Origin of the sequence: Streptomyces sp. NPDC088124, from assembly GCF_040685895.1 — a bacterium.
Classification (GTDB): Bacteria; Actinomycetota; Actinomycetes; order Streptomycetales; family Streptomycetaceae; genus Streptomyces.
Genome location: NZ_JBFBJB010000001.1, coordinates 139547 through 155697, shown reverse-complemented (window position 1 = coordinate 155697; position 16151 = coordinate 139547). Strand labels below are relative to the sequence as shown.

Genomic DNA, 16151 nt, shown 5'->3' with positions numbered 1-16151 from the left:
CGAAGTTGCGGCGGTACCGTGGGGGCACCGCCGCTGGCATGTCCGTCGAGTTACCAAGCGTCCTCGTTATATTGCCCATCAGGTCGGGTACTTTGCCCGTCGCCTGGTGCGGCTGGCCCGTAATCGACGGGTCGACGTCGCGTGGGTGCTCGGCTTCCATGCTCGGTCCGTGGGGCCTGGTGCGTATAAAGGTAATCCTCTCGGATGTCCTTGGTCTCGCGGGCCGTTGAATCCTTTGTACTCCAGTCCGCCAGGATGCGGAACCCCTGGCCCCACTTCTTTACTTTTAGGTTCAAACACGGGCAAAGAGAGCGGACTGTCGGCGGCGGCTCGCGTACCAGACCAGTCCGGCCGTTGCCGCCGCCGCGCCCACCGCGGCCGCCGCGACCAGGGCGGGGCGGGGTGGCATGGAGAAAGCGGGCAGGCGCTGCTTCAGCCGGACAGGCCGACTGAAGACGAGAACCGGCCATGCGCGTGCCACCGCCTCGCGCCGCAGCGCCCGATCCGGGTTGACGGCGAAGGGGTGGCCGACCGATTCCAGCATCGGCACATCGGTGATCGAATCGCTGTAGGCGTAACAGCGGGCCAGGTCGTACCCCTCGGACGCGGCGAGCGCCTTGACCGCCTCTGCCTTGGTCGGCCCGTACGCGTAGTACTCCACCTCGCCGGTGAAGCAGCCGTCGGGTCCGACGACCATCCGGGTGGCCACGACGCGGTCGGCGCCCAGGAGCTCGCCGATGGGCTCGACGACCTCCGCGCCCGAGGTGGAGACGATCACCACGTCGCGGCCGGCGGTGTGGTGCTCCTCGATGAGGGACGCCGCCTCGTCGTAGATGATCGGGTCGATCAGATCGTGCAGGGTCTCCGCGACGATCTCCTTGACCTGCTGGACGTTCCAGCCCTTGCAGAGCGCGGAAAGGTACTCCCGCATCCGCTCCATCTGGTCGTGGTCCGCCCCTCCGGCGAGGAAGACAAACTGTGCGTACGCGGTGCGCAGTACGGCGCGGCGGTTGATCAGGCCGCCTTGGTAGAAGGACTTGCTGAAGGTCAACGTCGAAGACTTCGCAATGACCGTCTTGTCCAGGTCAAAGAAGGCTGCTGTGCGCGGCAAGGAGTGGTTTTCCACGGGGTCGAGCATATGCGCCCACCATTCGGCGTAAGGTGCGGCGCGTGGGTTTGCTTGAGAAGGCTCTCGGGTACACCATGGAAGTCACGGATCGTTCGCGACCGTGCTAACCCGGTCCGGCTCCTCCCCCCCCGAGTCGGCCGTGGGGACGACCCCCGCTCTCCCCCCCGGCGGGGGTCGTCGCATGTCCGGACCCGTTTTGGGCCTTCGCGCCACGGCGTCCCCCTCTCTTTGATCTCTCCGCGCGACGACCTCGCCACCAGCATGCCCGTCACGGTGCGTAGTCAAAGCGCTCCGCTCCGGAAGTCACCGGTATGAGCTACCGGGATATTCACAACTGGTGAGTTGTCCACAGTTTTTCAGCAAGATCCACACGATTTCTTGTTGTCCTGCACGGTGATTCCGGCCGCGAACTTCGCGGAAGCCGGAATCAGGGATACCGGATCAGTGCGAGATCGCGGAGAGAAGCGCTCGCGGATACCGGATCACGTCAGAGATAGGGGGCGGAGATCGTGGCTGGATCCATGACATCCGATCGCTCGCGCGGGCCCGACGGACACCGTGCCGGACCGCTGATCCTCACCGAGGACGCGGAGTTGCTCGACGACCTGCTGCGCCTGTGCGCCGCGGCCGGCGCCGAGCCGGAGGTGCACCACGCGGTGCCGGAGCGGAAGGGCTCCTGGGAGGACGCGCCGATGGTCCTCGTCGGGGACGACGCGGCGGTCCGCTGCCGGGGGGCCGCGCGCAGGCGCGGGGTGATGCTGGTCGGGAAGGACCAGGACGACCCGGACGTGTGGCGGCGTGCGGTGGAGATCGGCGCCGAGTGTGTGCTGCGGCTGCCGGACGCGGAGAACTGGCTGGTGGACCGTATCGCGGACGCCGCCGAGGGCGTGGGGAAGTCGGCGCTGACCGTCGGGGTGATCGGCGGCAGGGGCGGCGCCGGGGCCTCCACACTCGCCTGCGCGCTGGCCGTCACCGCGGCGCGCGAGGGCGAGCGCACGATGCTCGTCGACGGCGATCCGCTCGGCGGAGGGCTCGACGTGCTGCTCGGCGGTGAACAGACCGAGGGGCGGCGGTGGCCGGATTTCGCGGCTTCCAAGGGGAGGGTCGCGGGCGGTGCCCTGGAGGAGTCGCTGCCCTTACTGCACCAACTGAGGGTTCTCAGCTGGGATCGTGGAGATTCCGTGGTGGTCAGGCCGGAGGCCATGAGATCGGTGCTGGCCGCGGCCCGCAGGCGCGGCGGTGTGGTCGTCGTGGATCTCCCGCGCAGAGTGGACGAGGCCATGGCCGAGGCGCTGGCCCAGGTGGACGTGGGGCTGCTGGTGGTCCCCGCGGAGCTGCGGGCCGTCGCGGCGGCCGGGCGGGTGGCCTCGGCGGTGGGCATGGTCCTTCATGACCTGCGCGCGGTGGTCCGTGGGCCCTACGCCGCAGGCCTCGACGGGCAGTGGATCGCCGACGCGCTCCGCCTTCCGCTGGCGGGTGAAATGCCGCTGGAGCCGGGGCTGTCGGAGGCGCTGGAGAGCGGAGCGCCGCCGGGAGGCCGGGGGCGCGGGCCGCTCGCGGCGTTCTGCACGGCCTTCTGGGAGCGGGCCCTCGCCGCGGACGGGAGCGTGCCCGCATGACCTCCACGATGCCCCTGAGGCCCCTCTCCCCCTCCGGGGCCGGCGGACTGCTCGACGCGGTGCGGCAGCGGCTCGCGGAGAGCGGGGCCGAACCGACCCCGGCCGGGGTGGCCGCCGCCCTGCGGGCGCAGGGACGGCTGCTGGGCGACTCGGAAGTGCTCGGCGCCGCAGAGGAGTTGCGGTGCGAGCTGGTGGGCAGCGGCCCGCTGGAACCACTGCTCGCCGATCCGTCCGTGACGGATGTGCTGGTCTCCGCACCCGACCGGGTGTGGGTGGACCGGGGCGGCGGACTCGAACTGACGACGGTGTCCTTCGCGGACGCGGCGTCCGTACGGAGACTGGCGCAGCGGCTCTCCGCCGTGGCCGGGCGCAGGCTCGACGACGCCAGGCCCTGGGTCGACGCCCGGCTCCCGGACGGCACACGGATGCACGCGGTGCTGCCCCCGGTCGCCATCGGCTCGACCTGTCTGTCGCTGCGGGTGGTGCGCCCCAAGGCGTTCTCGCTCGCGGAGCTGACCCGGGCCGGGACGATTCCGCCGGGCGGCGAGCGGCTGCTCCGCGCGCTGCTGGACGCCCGGCTCTCCTTCCTGATCAGCGGCGGTACGGGCACGGGGAAGACGACCCTGCTGTCCACCCTGCTCGGTCTGGTCGGAGCACGCGAGCGGATCGTATTGGCCGAGGACTCGGCCGAGTTGAGGCCGGACCATCCGCATGTGGTGCGGCTGGAGGGCCGCCCGGCGAACCAGGAGGGCGCTGGCCTGGTGACCCTGCGGGACCTGGTCCGCCAGGCACTGCGGATGCGGCCGGACCGGCTGGTCGTCGGTGAGGTCAGAGGACCGGAGGTCACCGAACTGCTGGCCGCCCTCAATACGGGACACGAAGGAGGCTCCGGCACGGTGCATGCCAACACGGCCGCGGACGTACCCGCGCGGCTGGAGGCCCTCGGAACGGCGGCGGGGCTGGACCGGGCTGCCCTACACAGCCAGTTGGCGGCGGCGCTGTCCGTCGTGATCCATCTGGTGCGGGACCGCGACGGGCACAGGAGGCTCGCCGAGGTGCATGTGCTGGAACGGGACGCCGCCGGACTCGTGGTGCCGGTACCCGCGCTGCGGTGGCGCGTTGACGCCTTCGCGCACGACCGCGGCTGGCCGCGGCTGCGGGCGCTGCTCGGAGGTGCGCTGTGACCGCGGTGTCCATGACGGCCCTCGCGTGTGCGGCGGTGCCGTGCGCGGTGGCCGCGGTCCGGCTGACGGCCCGCGAGGAGAGAGGGCTGCGCCGGGCCAGGCTGCTGCTGGCGTCCGGCGGCACGCCCGGGGGACCGGCGCCCGGGGAGCCTTCGTGGGAGCGGCTGCTTCCGCGGCTCCGGGACAGGGCGCGGGGGATGCCTCGGGAGTGGTGGTGCCTGCCCCCTGCGTTGCTGCTCGCCCTGGTGGGTGAGTCTGTGCTGCCGCTGCTCGGCGGCGCGCTTGCGGTGCCGCTGGTGGGGCGGCGGCTGCGGGCGGGCGAGCGGCGTAAGGAGCGGGAGCGGCGCGCCGCCGGGATCGTGGCGCTCTGCGGCGCCGCCGCGGGTGAGTTACGGGCGGGACTCCAGCCCGTGCAGGCCCTGCTGGTCGCGGCGGCCTCGACCGGCGGACTGGGCGGCGCCGAGCCCGCCGTACTGGCGGCGGCCCGGTTCGGCGGCGATGTGCCGGACGTGCTGCGGCGGGGGGCGCGTGAGCCGGGGGCGGAGGGCCTGGTGGGGCTCGCGGCCTGCTGGCGGGTGGCGGTGGACGGCGGCGCGGGGCTGGCCGCCGGGCTGGACCGGCTGGAGGCGGCCCTTCGGGCGGAGAGCGAGCAGCGGGAGGGCCTGCGCGCGCAGTTGGCGGGCGCCTGGTCGACGGTGGTCGTGCTGGCACTGCTGCCTGTGGTGGGGCTGGCCATGGGCTGGGCGCTGGGCGCGGATCCGCTGCGCGTGCTGCTGCACACCCCGGCCGGTCTGGGCTGTCTGGCGGTGGGCGGCCTGCTGGAGGCCGCCGGGCTGTGGTGGGCCGCCCGGATCGTACGGATCGGCGAGGCGTCATGAGTGCCGCGCTCGTTCCCGGGCTGTGGACGGCGGTCCTGGTGTCGGTCGCCATGGGGTGTCTGTTCGTCGCGGTGTCGGTTGGGCGGAGCGGACGGCGGGTCCGTCGGCGGCTGGCCGTGCTCCTGGAGGCCGGGCACGTACAGCGGCCGTCGCGGGCGCGCCCGTGGACGGTGGAACGGGCAGGGCGCTGGGGTCCGCCGCTGGGTGTGGTGCTCATCGCCTGGGCCCTGGTCGGCGGGATGGCGGGGCTCGCGGTCGGGCTGGCCGGGGCGTACGGGGCCCGGAGATGGCTGCGTACGGACCGCTCCGGCGACAGCTCCTCGGCCGGCGCGGCGGCGCGGCAGCTTCCGCTCGCGGCCGATCTGCTGGCCGCCTGCGTCGCGGCAGGGGCCGGACCGCGCGAGGCGGCGGAGGCCGTCGGGGAGTCGCTGGGCGGCCCCGTCGGTGACGGGCTGGCGCGTGCGGCGGCGGAGATCCGGCTCGGTGGTGAACCGGCGGCGGCGTGGGGGCGGTTCGGCGCGATACCGGGCGCCGCCGGGCTGGCCCGCTGCCTGGAGCGGGCGTCCGCCACCGGAGCGCCGGCGGCGGAGCCGGTGTCCCGGCTGGCCGACGGCTTCCGGGCGGCCCGGTCACGGGAGGCCGTGGCCAGGGCTCAGCGGGCCCAAGTGCTGATCACCGCACCGGTGGGGCTGTGCTTCCTGCCCGCCTTCCTGGCGGTGGGGGTGGCCCCGGTGGTGATCGGTCTGGCGAGCGGACTGCTGAGCGGCAACTGATCTGTGCCGTTGATGATTTCCAGCATTTTCCAATGATTTATCACGGAGGACGGGGAGAGTCACATGTGGACACGACAGACGCGAGAGGCGCGACCGGTACGGCGAAGGGACGGGCTGCTCCGCGCACTGCTGCGGCGGGCGCGGGCCGATACGGGGATGACCACGTCCGAGTACGCGGTGGGGACGATCGCCGCCTGCGCCTTCGCGGCGGTGCTCTACCGGGTGGTCACCAGCGGGTCCGTCTCGGGGGCGCTGGAGGGGCTGATCGGCAGGGCGCTCGGTGCGCAGTTCTGAGTCGGTGCGTACGGCCCGGGGGCGTCCCGTCCGGGCGGGAGGGGCAGATCGGGGCTCGGTGACGGCGGAGGCGGCCGTGGCGGTGCCCGCGCTGGTGGTCTTCACCCTGTCGCTGGTCTGGGGTCTGACGGCGGCAGCCGCGCAGATCCAGTGCGTGGACGCCGCCAGGGCGGGGGCGCGGGCGGCGGCGAGGTCCGAGCCACGGGCCACGGCGCTGGCCGCAGCCCGTTCGGCCGCCCCGCGGGGGGCCAGGGTCACCCTGGACCGTACGGGCGATGTGTGGCGGGTCCGGGTGGAGGCGCCGGCGCCCGGGCCGGGCTCACTGGCCCTGACGCTCGCCTCGGAGGCGGTCGCGCCGGCGGAGGACGCCCAGGGCGGCCCTGAAGGGGCGTCAGGCGGCCCGGAACCGACTGGGGCGACTCCATGAGCCGGGACCGGGGCGCGGCGACGGTGTGGGCGGCCATGGCGGCGACCACGATGTGTGTGGTCTTCGCGGCGGTGCTCGCGATGGGGCAGGCGGTCGTCACGCGCCACCGCGCGGGGGCCGCCGCGGATCTGGCGGCGCTCGCCGCGGCCGACCGCGCGCCGAGCGGCCCGGCCGACGCCTGCCGTCGGGCGGCCGAGGTAGCGGCGGCGCAGGGGGCGCGGGTGATCCGGTGCGTGCTGAGCGGGGAGATCGCGGAGGTGACGGCCACCGCGCGGTTCGGTCCGTACGCGCCCACGGTCAGGGCGCGGGCCGGTCCGCCGCGATCGGGGTATCCGCCGGATCCGCTTCCTCCGCGGGATGCGCCGGACCCTGGGCCTCCGCTTCCTCCGGATCCGGGGGTGCCGCCCTGAGCAGTTCGGTCAGCAGCCGTACGGCGCCCCGCTTGTGCAACGGGTCGTTGCCGTTGCCGCACTTGGGCGACTGGATGCAGGACGGGCAGCCCGCCTCGCACTCGCAGGAGGCGATGGCCTCACGGGTCGCGGTGAGCCAGGCGCGGGCCGTACGGAAGGCGCGTTCCGCGAATCCCGCGCCGCCGGGGTGGCCGTCGTACACGAAGACGGTCGGCAGGAGGGTGTCCGGGTGGAGCGGTACGGAGACGCCGCCGATGTCCCGGCGGTCGCAGGTGGCGAAGAGCGGCAGCATGCCGATGGAGGCGTGTTCGGCGGCGTGCAGCGCGCCGCCGAGCTGCTCGGGGTTGACCCGGGCCGCGTCGAGCTGGTCCTCGGTGACCGTCCACCACACGGCCCGGGTGCGCAGGGTCCGCGGCGGCAGATCGAGCTTGCTCTCGCCGAGCACTTCGCCGGTGATGAGCCGGCGGCGCAGGAAGGAGACGACCTGGTTGGTGACTTCGACGGAGCCGTAGCACAGGCGTCCGGTGCCCCACGGGATCTCGGTGTCGGTTTCGAGGACGGAGATGGCGGTGGTGTCGCGCGCGGTGGTGGAGTACGGCGGGTTGGCCTCCTCGACCAGGGCGACCGAATCCGACAGGTCGAGGTTTTTCACCAGATAGGTGTGGCCCTGGTGGAGGTGGACGGCGCCGTCGTGGACGGCGGTGTGGCTGGCCGCTTCGTCGACCGTGCCGAGCAGCCGTCCGGTCGACGCCTCGACGATCTGGACCGGACGCCCGCCCTCGCCCCGGATGTCGGCGAGATCGGCGGCCCGCTCGCGGCGGGTCCAGTACCAGCCGGCGGCGCGGCGGCGGAGCAGCCCCGCGGACTCCAGCTGCGGCAGCAGGGCGGGCGCGGCCGGGCCGAAGAGCGTCAGGTCGTCCTCGGTGAGGGGGAGTTCGGCCGCCGCGGCGCAGAGATGGGGGGCGAGGACGTACGGATTGTCCGGATCGAGAACGGTGGACTCCACCGGCTGCTGGAACAGCGCCTCGGGGTGGTGGACCAGGAAGGTGTCCAGAGGGTCGTCCCGGGCGACGAGAACGGCCAGCGCGCCCTGTCCCGATCTGCCCGCCCGGCCCGCCTGCTGCCAGAGCGAGGCCCGGGTGCCGGGGTAGCCGGATATCACGACGGCGTCCAGGCCGGAGACGTCGATGCCCAGCTCCAGGGCGGTGGTGGCGGCGAGGCCGAGGAGCTCGCCGGAGTGCAGGGCGTTCTCCAGCGCGCGGCGTTCCTCCGGGAGATATCCGCCCCGGTAGGCGGCGACCCGGCGGGCCAGCGAGCGGTCCACCTCCGCGAGGCGTTCCCGGGCGATGACGGAGATCAGTTCGGCGCCGCGCCGGGACCGTACGAAGGCGACCGTACGGACGCCCTGGACGGTGAGGTCGGTGAGGAGGTCGGCGGTCTCGGCGGTGGCGGTACGGCGTACGGGCGCGCCGCGCTCGCCGTGGAGCTCCGTGAGCGGGGGCTCCCAGAGGGCGAAGACCAGTTCGCCCCGGGGGGAGGCGTCGTCGGCGACCTCGCGCACGGGCAGACCGGTGAGCCGGCCCGCGGCCTGGGCGGGTTCGGCGGCGGTGGCCGAGGCGAGGAGGAAGACCGGGTGCGCGCCGTAGCGGGCGCAGACGCGGCGGAGTCGGCGCAGCACCTGGGCGACGTGCGAGCCGAAGACGCCGCGGTAGGTGTGGCACTCGTCGATGACGACATAGCGCAGCGCGCGCAGGAAGGAGGCCCAGCGGGGGTGGGAGGGGAGGATGCCCCGGTGCAGCATGTCGGGATTGGTCAGTACGTAGTTCGCGTACTGCCGGACCCATTCGCGCTCCTCGACGGGGGTGTCGCCGTCGTAGACGGCGGGGCGCACGCCGTTGCCGAGCGGGGCCGCGAGGGCCTTCACCGCGCGCCGCTGGTCGGCGGCGAGGGCCTTCGTCGGGGCGAGGTAGAGCGCCGTGGTGCCACGGCCGTTGGGCGCCTCGGAGCCGTCGAGGAGGGTGGTCAGCACGGGGGCGAGGTAGGCGAGCGACTTGCCGGAGGCCGTTCCCGTGGCGATGACGACGGACTCGCCGTCCAGGGCGTGCTCGGCGGCCACCGCCTGATGCGTCCACGGGTGCTCGACGCCCGCCCGCTGAATGGCGTTGATCACTTCCGCGCGGATGCGATCGGGCCACACGGCATGACGGCCCTCACGTGGGGGCAGGTGCTCCGTATGGGTGATGCGCGCAGCACGGCCCGCCCCTGCGGCGAGGCGGTCGAGGACCGTGCCGGGAGAGGGGCGTTCGCCCCCGGTCTGCGGGGGTCCACTGGGACGATGATTCCTGGCCATCGGCATCGAGTGTGTCACTGGCATGACGGACAATGGGCCCAAGGCGTCGTGCATGACCGCTGGTAAGTGATTGAATGCCATCGCGGCTGGCGATACGTCCCCTGGCTCCGTCGGGGAGACCCGAGGGGCGACCGCTCGATAGCAAGGTGCTGGAGGATCCGTGGACCTGTCCCTGTCGACTCGCAATGTGTCCGGCCCTGGTGGCGACCGTACGGTCGTCGAGGTCGGTGGCGAGATTGATGTGTATACCGCGCCCAAGCTGCGCGAGCAGTTGGTCGAGTTGGTGAACGACGGCAGCTACCACCTGGTTGTCGACATGGAGGGCGTGGACTTCCTGGACTCGACCGGTCTCGGCGTGCTCGTGGGCGGACTGAAGCGTGTGCGTGCCCACGAGGGCTCGCTGCGCCTGGTCTGCAACCAGGAGCGCATTCTCAAGATCTTCCGGATCACCGGTCTGACCAAGGTGTTCCCGATCCACACCACGGTCGACGAGGCCGTGGCGGCCACCGACTGAGGTCGGACGTCGCTTTCCGGAGGAGTGGGCAGAGGCACCGGGCCGTCGCGCCCGGGTGCCCGCGCCCGTGAGTTTGCACGCTCATACGTTCGAGGGGGATCGCATGGCCACCGTTGAACTCCGCTTCAGCGCCCAGCCCGAACATGTCAGAACGGCCCGTCTGGTGGCGGCCGCCGTTGCTCGCCGGGCAGGCGTCGACGAAGCTGTGTTGGACGAGGTCAGACTCGCGGTCGGTGAGGCATGCAGCCGTGCGGTCGGGCTGCACCGCAGTCATGGCATCACCGAACCGGTGAGAGTCGTGCTCACCGAGGAGGAGAAGGCGTTCTCCATCGAGGTCGGCGACGGGGTGTCCGGTACGGGCGCCGGCGGCGCCGGGGCCTCGGAAGCGGGCGAGGGCGCGTCCCCGGGCGACCACGAGAGTGACGCCGAGGACGAGGACGAGATGGGTCTCGCGGTCATCAGCGGGCTCGTCGACGACGTCGAGGTGACTTCGGGAGACGACGGCGGCGTCATCCGGATGAGCTGGCCCACGACACCGCCCGTCGCGACATCCTGACCGTTTCGGATGTCCTGATCATTTTATCGGCCGCACCCCTTCCGGCCGTACCGGGAAAGGCCCTGCTGAGCAGGGCCTTTCTTATTTCTACCGGGTTTCCGTCCGGCTGAGTAAACGCTTTTATCCCATTACTCGTTTCCCGGGTGATTCCTTATGTCAAGGTCAATTACCTTGTGGCGCGCTCTGTTTTGATCAGGTTCCGCTCCCTACAATCCGTCCATCTTGAACGCTGAGCGTCAAGGAGGACGAATGGCGGGATACTTCCAACCACACCTGTCCGAGCACCCCACTTCTCTCGCGGCCGCGATACTCACGGACGGCAATCGGCTGATCGTGATCGTCATCGCGGTCGTAGCGCTGGCCGCGCTGTTCGTGGCCCAGCTACTGGTGCGCCAGGTCCTGGCGGCCGGTGAGGGCACCGATTCCATGAAGGAGATCGCTGCCGCTGTACAGGAAGGCGCGAATGCCTATCTGGCCAGGCAGTTGCGCACCCTCGGCGTATTCGCCGTGGTGGTTTTCTTTCTGCTCATGGTGCTGCCGGCCGACAGCTGGTCGCAGCGCGCGGGACGTTCGCTGTTCTTCCTGGTGGGTGCGGGTTTCTCCGCGGCCACCGGTTACATCGGCATGCGTCTCGCCGTACGCAGTAATGTGCGGGTGGCCGCTGCCGCGCGTGAGGCGACACCGGCCGAAGGCGAACCGGAAAAAGATCTGACGGCCGTCTCCCACAAAGCCATGAAGATCGCATTCCGTACGGGCGGCGTGGTCGGCATGTTCACCGTGGGGCTCGGGCTGCTCGGGGCCTCCTGCGTGGTCCTCGTCTACGCCGCGGACGCCCCCAAGGTCCTGGAGGGGTTCGGCCTCGGCGCCGCGCTGATCGCCATGTTCATGCGCGTGGGCGGCGGCATCTTCACCAAGGCCGCCGATGTCGGCGCCGACCTCGTCGGCAAGGTCGAGAAGGGCATCCCCGAGGACGATCCGCGCAACGCGGCCACCATCGCCGACAACGTGGGCGACAACGTCGGCGACTGCGCGGGCATGGCCGCCGACCTCTTCGAGTCGTACGCCGTGACGCTCGTCGCCGCGCTGATCCTCGGCAAGGCGGCGTTCGGCGACTTCGGCCTCGCCTTTCCGCTGATCGTCCCCGCGATCGGCGTGGTGACCGCGATGATCGGCATCTTCGCGGTGGCCCCGCGCCGTACCGACCGCAGCGGCATGAGCGCCATCAACCGCGGCTTCTTCATCTCCGCGGTGATCTCGCTCGTCCTGGTGGCCGTCGCGGTCTTCGTCTACCTGCCGTCCTCGTACGCGGAGCTGGACGGCGTCTCCGACCGGTCGATCCTCACGCACGGCGGCGACCCCCGGCTCCTCGCCCTGGTCGCGGTCGCCATCGGCATCGTGCTCGCCGCTCTGATCCAGCAGCTCACCGGCTACTTCACCGAGACCACCCGGCGACCGGTCAAGGACATCGGCAAGTCGGCCCTGACCGGCCCCGCCACGGTCGTGCTCGCGGGCATCGCCATCGGCCTGGAGTCCGCCGTCTACACGGGACTGCTGATCGGTCTCGCGGTGTACGGGGCCTTTCTGCTGGGCGGTACGTCGATCATGCTCGCCCTGTTCGCGGTGGCCCTGGCCGGCACGGGGCTGCTCACCACGGTCGGCGTCATCGTCGCCATGGACACCTTCGGGCCGGTCTCCGACAACGCGCAGGGCATCGCCGAGATGTCCGGCGAGGTGACGGGCGCGGGCGCCCAGGTGCTGACCGAGCTCGACGCCGTGGGCAACACCACCAAGGCGATCACGAAGGGCATCGCCATCGCCACGGCCGTACTCGCCGCGGCGGCGCTCTTCGGCTCGTACCGGGACGCCATCGCGACCGCCGTCGCGGATGTCGGGGCCAGAGCGGGCGAACTCACGCTCAGCCTGGACATCTCCCAGCCCAACAACCTGGTCGGGCTGATCCTCGGCGCCGCGGTCGTCTTCCTCTTCTCCGGGCTGGCCATCAACGCGGTGTCGCGGTCGGCGGGCTCGGTGGTCTACGAGGTGCGGCGGCAGTTCCGCGAGCATCCCGGGATCATGGACCGCACGGAGAAGCCGGAGTACGGGCGCGTCGTCGACATCTGCACCAAAGACGCGCTGCGCGAGCTGGCCACACCGGGCCTGCTCGCCGTGCTCACGCCGATCGCCGTGGGCTTCTCGCTCGGCGTGGGGGCGCTCGGGTCGTTCCTGGCCGGCGCGATCGGCACCGGCACCCTGATGGCCGTCTTCCTCGCCAACTCGGGCGGCGCCTGGGACAACGCGAAGAAGCTGGTCGAGGACGGGCACCACGGCGGCAAGGGCAGCGAGGCGCATGCCGCGACGGTCATCGGCGACACCGTCGGGGATCCGTTCAAGGACACGGCGGGCCCCGCCATCAACCCGCTGCTGAAGGTGATGAACCTGGTCGCGCTGCTGATCGCCCCGGCGGTCGTGCAGTTCAGTTACGGGGGCGACGCCAGCGCGGGGGTGCGCACGCTGGTCGCGGTGCTCGCCCTGGTGGTCATCGTGGGGGCGGTCTATGTCTCCAAGCGGCGCTCGGTCACCGTGGACGACGGGGACGGGAGCGGCGGGGAGGGCAGGGGCGGCGGCAGCGAGAAGTCGCCCGATCCGGTGGCGGCGTCATGACCTCCGGTCACCCGTTGGTCGTCCTTCGGCCACCGGATGACCGCTTCTGGTCACTTTTCTTCGCCTGATGGACCGGGCAGCCGATCCGGCTCTGCCCGGGTCATCGATCGGCGCCGGTCATGATCGGATCCGGTCAAGGTGCGTACGGACGGCGCGGATTGACCTGCCGTCCGTACGTGCCGCCCGCATGTGCGGGCCCTGCGTGCGGGCGCTACGCGCCGCGCCGGAGCGGGCCGTGCGCGTGAGGTGTCTCTCCCTTGGTGCAAATGGCTGCAATAGCCTACGTACCGGACGTCCGGGGCGCGGCTGCCACCCCGGCGGCGTGTATGTTCCGGGGCCGAGAGCCTTGGAAGGGACCCATCCGGTGAACAAGAAGCTTGTGGCCACGCTGTCCGGCGGTGCGGTACTGCTCATGGCGCTGTCCGGTTGCAGCGGTGACGACAACGACAGCAAGGTGAACGACTGGGCCAAGAAGGTCTGCGACCAGGTCCAGCCACAGCTAAAGAAGATCGCGGACGCCAACACGTCCATCCAGCAGGCGACCTCGGACAGCAGTAAACCCGCTGACGTCCAGACGGCGGACGCCGCCGCCTTCCAGTCTATCTCCCAGGCGTACAAGTCGCTGGGCGCCGCCGTGAACAGCGCGGGCGCCCCGCCCGTCACCGACGGCGAGAAGACCCAGCAGGAGGCCGTCAAGGAGCTCAACTCCACCGCGGCGTCCTACGGGGGCCTCAAGACGAAGGTCGACGAGCTGGACACCAAGGACCAGGCGAAGTTCGCCGACGGCCTCAAGGGCGTCGCGGACGAACTGGCCACCCTCAGCAAGAGCGGCGACCAGGCGCTCCAGAAGCTGCAGTCCGGCGATGTCGGCAAGGCGATGGCGAAGCAGCCCGGCTGCCAGAAGCCCACCGTGGGTGGCGCGTCCGCCTCTCCCACGACGGCGGGCAGCGAGCGCTGACCCGCGCGGCGGCGCCTGACCGCCGCGGGCCCCGTCGCGGGCCCGTCGTGGACCGCACTCCCGAACGTGGCACCCGCGGCCCGGCCCCATCGGACTCACACGTCCAGGGGCCGGGCCGCGGGCCGTTGTCAGTGGGAGACGCCACAATGGGCGGGTGAGTACGACCAGCTTTCCCACGCCCGACCACTCGCCCCGACTCCGTGCGGCCCTGCTCGCCGCCGACTTCACCGCCGACGGCCTCCTGGAACTGCTCGGCGCCTCCGCCTACGCCGCGCTGGCCCGCAGCGAGACCGTGCCCGCGCTGCGCGCCACCCGCGGTGACACCCCGCTCGAAACGCTCGTCCGGCTCTTCCTGCTCCAGAGGGCGGTCCCCGAGGAGCGTGCGGAAGCCGCCCTTCCGCTGGACGCCGCGCTGACGGACGGCTGGGTCGTACGGGACGGCGACCGGATCACCGCCACCGTGGACGTACGGCCGTACGGCGGACCGGACGGGCAGGACTGGTTCATCGTCTCCGACCTGGGCTGTTCCGTCGGCGGTGCCGCGGGCGCGCGGGGGCACGGCGAGGATGTGGTGCTCGGCGTCGGCGGCGCCTCGACGACCCTGGCGGGGCTCACGGTCCGTACGCCCGTGGGCCGGGCGCTCGACGTGGGCACGGGCTCCGGCATCCAGGCGCTGCACGCCACCCAGCACGCGACCCGGGTCACCGCCACCGATCTCAACCCGAGGGCGCTCGGCTTCACCCGGCTGACCCTGGCGCTCTCCGGGGCGCCCGCGGCCGAGCTGCGCGAGGGCTCCCTCTTCGAGCCGGTCGGGGACGAGACGTACGACCTGATCGTCTCCAACCCGCCGTTCGTGATCTCCCCCGGCGCCCGGCTGACCTACCGGGACGGCGGAATGGGCGGGGACGATCTGTGCCGCACGCTCGTTCAGCAGGCGGGGGACCGGCTCAACGAAGGCGGATACGCGCAGTTCCTCGCCAACTGGCAGCACGTGGAGGGGGAGGAATGGCAGGAGCGGCTGCGGTCGTGGGTGCCGCGCGGCTGCGACGCCTGGATCGTCCAGCGCGAGGTCCAGGACGTGACGCAGTACGCCGAGCTGTGGCTGCGCGACAGCGGCGACCACCGCAGTGATCCGCAGGCGTACGCGGCGCGGTACGACGCCTGGCTGGACGAGTTCGAGGCCCGCGGGACGAAGGCGGTCGGTTTCGGCTGGATCTCGCTCCGGAAGTCGGGCGCCGCACAGCCGTCGATCGTCGTGGAGGAGTGGCCGCACTCGGTGGAGCAGCCGCTCGGCGAGAGCGTACGGGCCCACTTCGAGCGGCAGGACTATCTGCGGGCGCGCGACGACGCGGCGCTGCTCGCCGAGCATTTCGTGCTCGCGGCGGAGGTCGTCCAGGAGCAGGTCGGGCTGCCGGGCGCCGAGGACCCCGAGCACGTGGTGCTCCGGCAGCACCGCGGAATGCGCCGGGCCACCAAGGTGGACACGGTCGGCGCCGGGTTCGCCGGGGTCTGCGACGGGTCCCTGAGCGCCGGGCGGATCCTGGACGCGATCGCCCAGCTCATGGGGGAGGACCCGGTCCTGCTCCGGGACCGGACGCCGCAGTCGATCCGGCTGCTGGTGGAGGAGGGCTTCCTGGAGCCGGCCCCGGTCCCCGCCACGCCGGCCGCCCCGGGGGCGGCGGCACCGGGTCCGGCGCTGGGGTGAGCCGCCCGCCGGTGAGCCGCCGGACGACCCGCGACGCGCCGCGTTCATCCGGAGTTCGCGCCGGGTATGTCCCGGGGTGCCAGCATCTGCCTCCTGGATTCCCGGCGCCCCGCGACTGGCGCCACGGAGAGACGGGAGGCGGCCGTGGAGAGCGAGCCGGCGATCTTCGCGGGAGTGGTGTTCACGCTGTTCGGTGCCGGGCTGCTGCTGTGGACGGGCGCTCGCGTCCTGCACCGGGCACCGGTGGCGCACGGCGTGCGGCCTGCGGCGTCCATCACGCTCGCGACACTCTCGGGCGTGGTCTTTCTCGCTCTCGGCGTGTGGTGCTTCGGTCGTATCTGATCCAAGCGATCCACCGTCCCGCCGCCGCCCTGAGGCCATGATCGTCCCGCCCCGACGGGCGGGACTCACGCGACCCGGCGTGCGGTGCCACCATCCCCCGGACCTGCTGCGGAAGCGCCCCGGACCTGGGCCGCGACCCGGCGGGGACGAGTCCCGGGCGCCCCATGCGACGCCCGTACCCGACCGTCATCAGGCGCCCCGGAGTGCCCACCGCCGGGGCGGCCCGACGCGACGGGCGAGGGGGTCCGGGCGGCAGGAACGGCTGGAGTCGGGTTACCGTTCGAGTGGCCGTTGCGGTCTTTTGCCGTTTGACACGGGGGCGGGTTGTACCGTCACACTCCGCAGCGAAGC

At 72.2% G+C, this 16151-nt stretch carries 15 protein-coding genes; 13 read left to right on the top strand and 2 right to left on the bottom strand.

Translation table 11 applies throughout. The features are described 5' to 3' along the window. Window positions 1-292: 292 nt before the first annotated feature. Window positions 293-1138, bottom strand: a complete 846-nt coding sequence (locus AB0P17_RS00675) for an HAD-IB family hydrolase (RefSeq protein WP_365806266.1) — start codon at window positions 1136-1138, stop codon at window positions 293-295. Window positions 1139-1650: 512 nt separating this feature from the next. On the opposite strand from AB0P17_RS00675, the gene ssd reads away from it, so the two are divergent. The 7 genes from ssd (at window position 1651) to AB0P17_RS00640 (ending at window position 6714) form a co-directional block, all read left to right on the top strand. After that, window positions 1651-2748, top strand: a complete 1098-nt coding sequence (gene ssd, locus AB0P17_RS00670) for a septum site-determining protein Ssd (RefSeq protein ID WP_365806264.1) — start codon at window positions 1651-1653, stop codon at window positions 2746-2748. After that, a complete protein-coding gene (locus tag AB0P17_RS00665; protein ID WP_365806262.1) occupies window positions 2745-3932 on the top strand; it encodes a TadA family conjugal transfer-associated ATPase in 1188 nt (395 codons plus the stop codon). Before ssd ends, AB0P17_RS00665 begins: the two co-directional genes overlap by 4 nt. A gap of 11 nt (window positions 3933-3943) precedes the next feature. Then, entirely contained in the window at window positions 3944-4810 is an 867-nt protein-coding gene (locus AB0P17_RS00660) for a type II secretion system F family protein (RefSeq protein ID WP_365806490.1), read from the top strand. Next, window positions 4807-5583: a type II secretion system F family protein gene (locus AB0P17_RS00655; protein WP_365806260.1), complete on the top strand. Its 777-nt coding sequence runs from the start codon at window positions 4807-4809 to the stop codon at window positions 5581-5583. Before AB0P17_RS00660 ends, AB0P17_RS00655 begins: the two co-directional genes overlap by 4 nt. Before the next feature lie 63 nt (window positions 5584-5646). Beyond that, window positions 5647-5877: a DUF4244 domain-containing protein gene (locus AB0P17_RS00650; RefSeq protein WP_365806259.1), complete on the top strand. Its 231-nt coding sequence runs from the start codon at window positions 5647-5649 to the stop codon at window positions 5875-5877. 4 nt (window positions 5878-5881) lie between these two features. Further along, the gene (locus AB0P17_RS00645) at window positions 5882-6304 is read left to right on the top strand and encodes a TadE family type IV pilus minor pilin (protein WP_365806488.1); all 423 of its coding nucleotides are present in this window, start codon (window positions 5882-5884) and stop codon (window positions 6302-6304) included. Then, window positions 6301-6714, top strand: a complete 414-nt coding sequence (locus tag AB0P17_RS00640; protein WP_365806257.1) for an Rv3654c family TadE-like protein — start codon at window positions 6301-6303, stop codon at window positions 6712-6714. Before AB0P17_RS00645 ends, AB0P17_RS00640 begins: the two co-directional genes overlap by 4 nt. Here AB0P17_RS00640 and AB0P17_RS00635 read toward each other — a convergent pair. After that, window positions 6602-9145: a DEAD/DEAH box helicase gene (locus AB0P17_RS00635; protein ID WP_365806255.1), complete on the bottom strand. Its 2544-nt coding sequence runs from the start codon at window positions 9143-9145 to the stop codon at window positions 6602-6604. The two genes, AB0P17_RS00640 and AB0P17_RS00635, sit on opposite strands and share 113 nt — an antisense overlap. A 79-nt stretch (window positions 9146-9224) precedes the next feature. Between AB0P17_RS00635 and AB0P17_RS00630 the strand changes: the two genes are divergently transcribed. The 6 genes from AB0P17_RS00630 to AB0P17_RS00605 all read left to right on the top strand — a co-directional run bounded on the left by AB0P17_RS00630 (window position 9225) and on the right by AB0P17_RS00605 (window position 15800). Beyond that, window positions 9225-9578: an STAS domain-containing protein gene (locus AB0P17_RS00630; protein WP_003967428.1), complete on the top strand. Its 354-nt coding sequence runs from the start codon at window positions 9225-9227 to the stop codon at window positions 9576-9578. A gap of 103 nt (window positions 9579-9681) precedes the next feature. Beyond that, window positions 9682-10134, top strand: a complete 453-nt coding sequence (locus AB0P17_RS00625; RefSeq protein ID WP_365806253.1) for an ATP-binding protein — start codon at window positions 9682-9684, stop codon at window positions 10132-10134. Between the two features lie 249 nt (window positions 10135-10383). Further along, the gene (locus tag AB0P17_RS00620) at window positions 10384-12795 is read left to right on the top strand and encodes a sodium-translocating pyrophosphatase (RefSeq protein WP_365806252.1); all 2412 of its coding nucleotides are present in this window, start codon (window positions 10384-10386) and stop codon (window positions 12793-12795) included. Window positions 12796-13159: 364 nt separating this feature from the next. Next, window positions 13160-13753 carry a small secreted protein gene (locus AB0P17_RS00615; RefSeq protein WP_365806251.1) on the top strand — a complete coding sequence of 198 codons (594 nt, stop codon included), beginning with the start codon at window positions 13160-13162 and terminating at the stop codon, window positions 13751-13753. Window positions 13754-13907: 154 nt separating this feature from the next. Beyond that, a complete protein-coding gene (locus tag AB0P17_RS00610; protein WP_365806249.1) occupies window positions 13908-15458 on the top strand; it encodes a methyltransferase in 1551 nt (516 codons plus the stop codon). 144 nt (window positions 15459-15602) lie between these two features. Next, on the top strand, window positions 15603-15800 hold the full coding sequence (locus AB0P17_RS00605) for a hypothetical protein (protein WP_329824091.1): 198 nt from the start codon (window positions 15603-15605) through the stop codon (window positions 15798-15800). Window positions 15801-16151 lie beyond the last annotated feature (351 nt).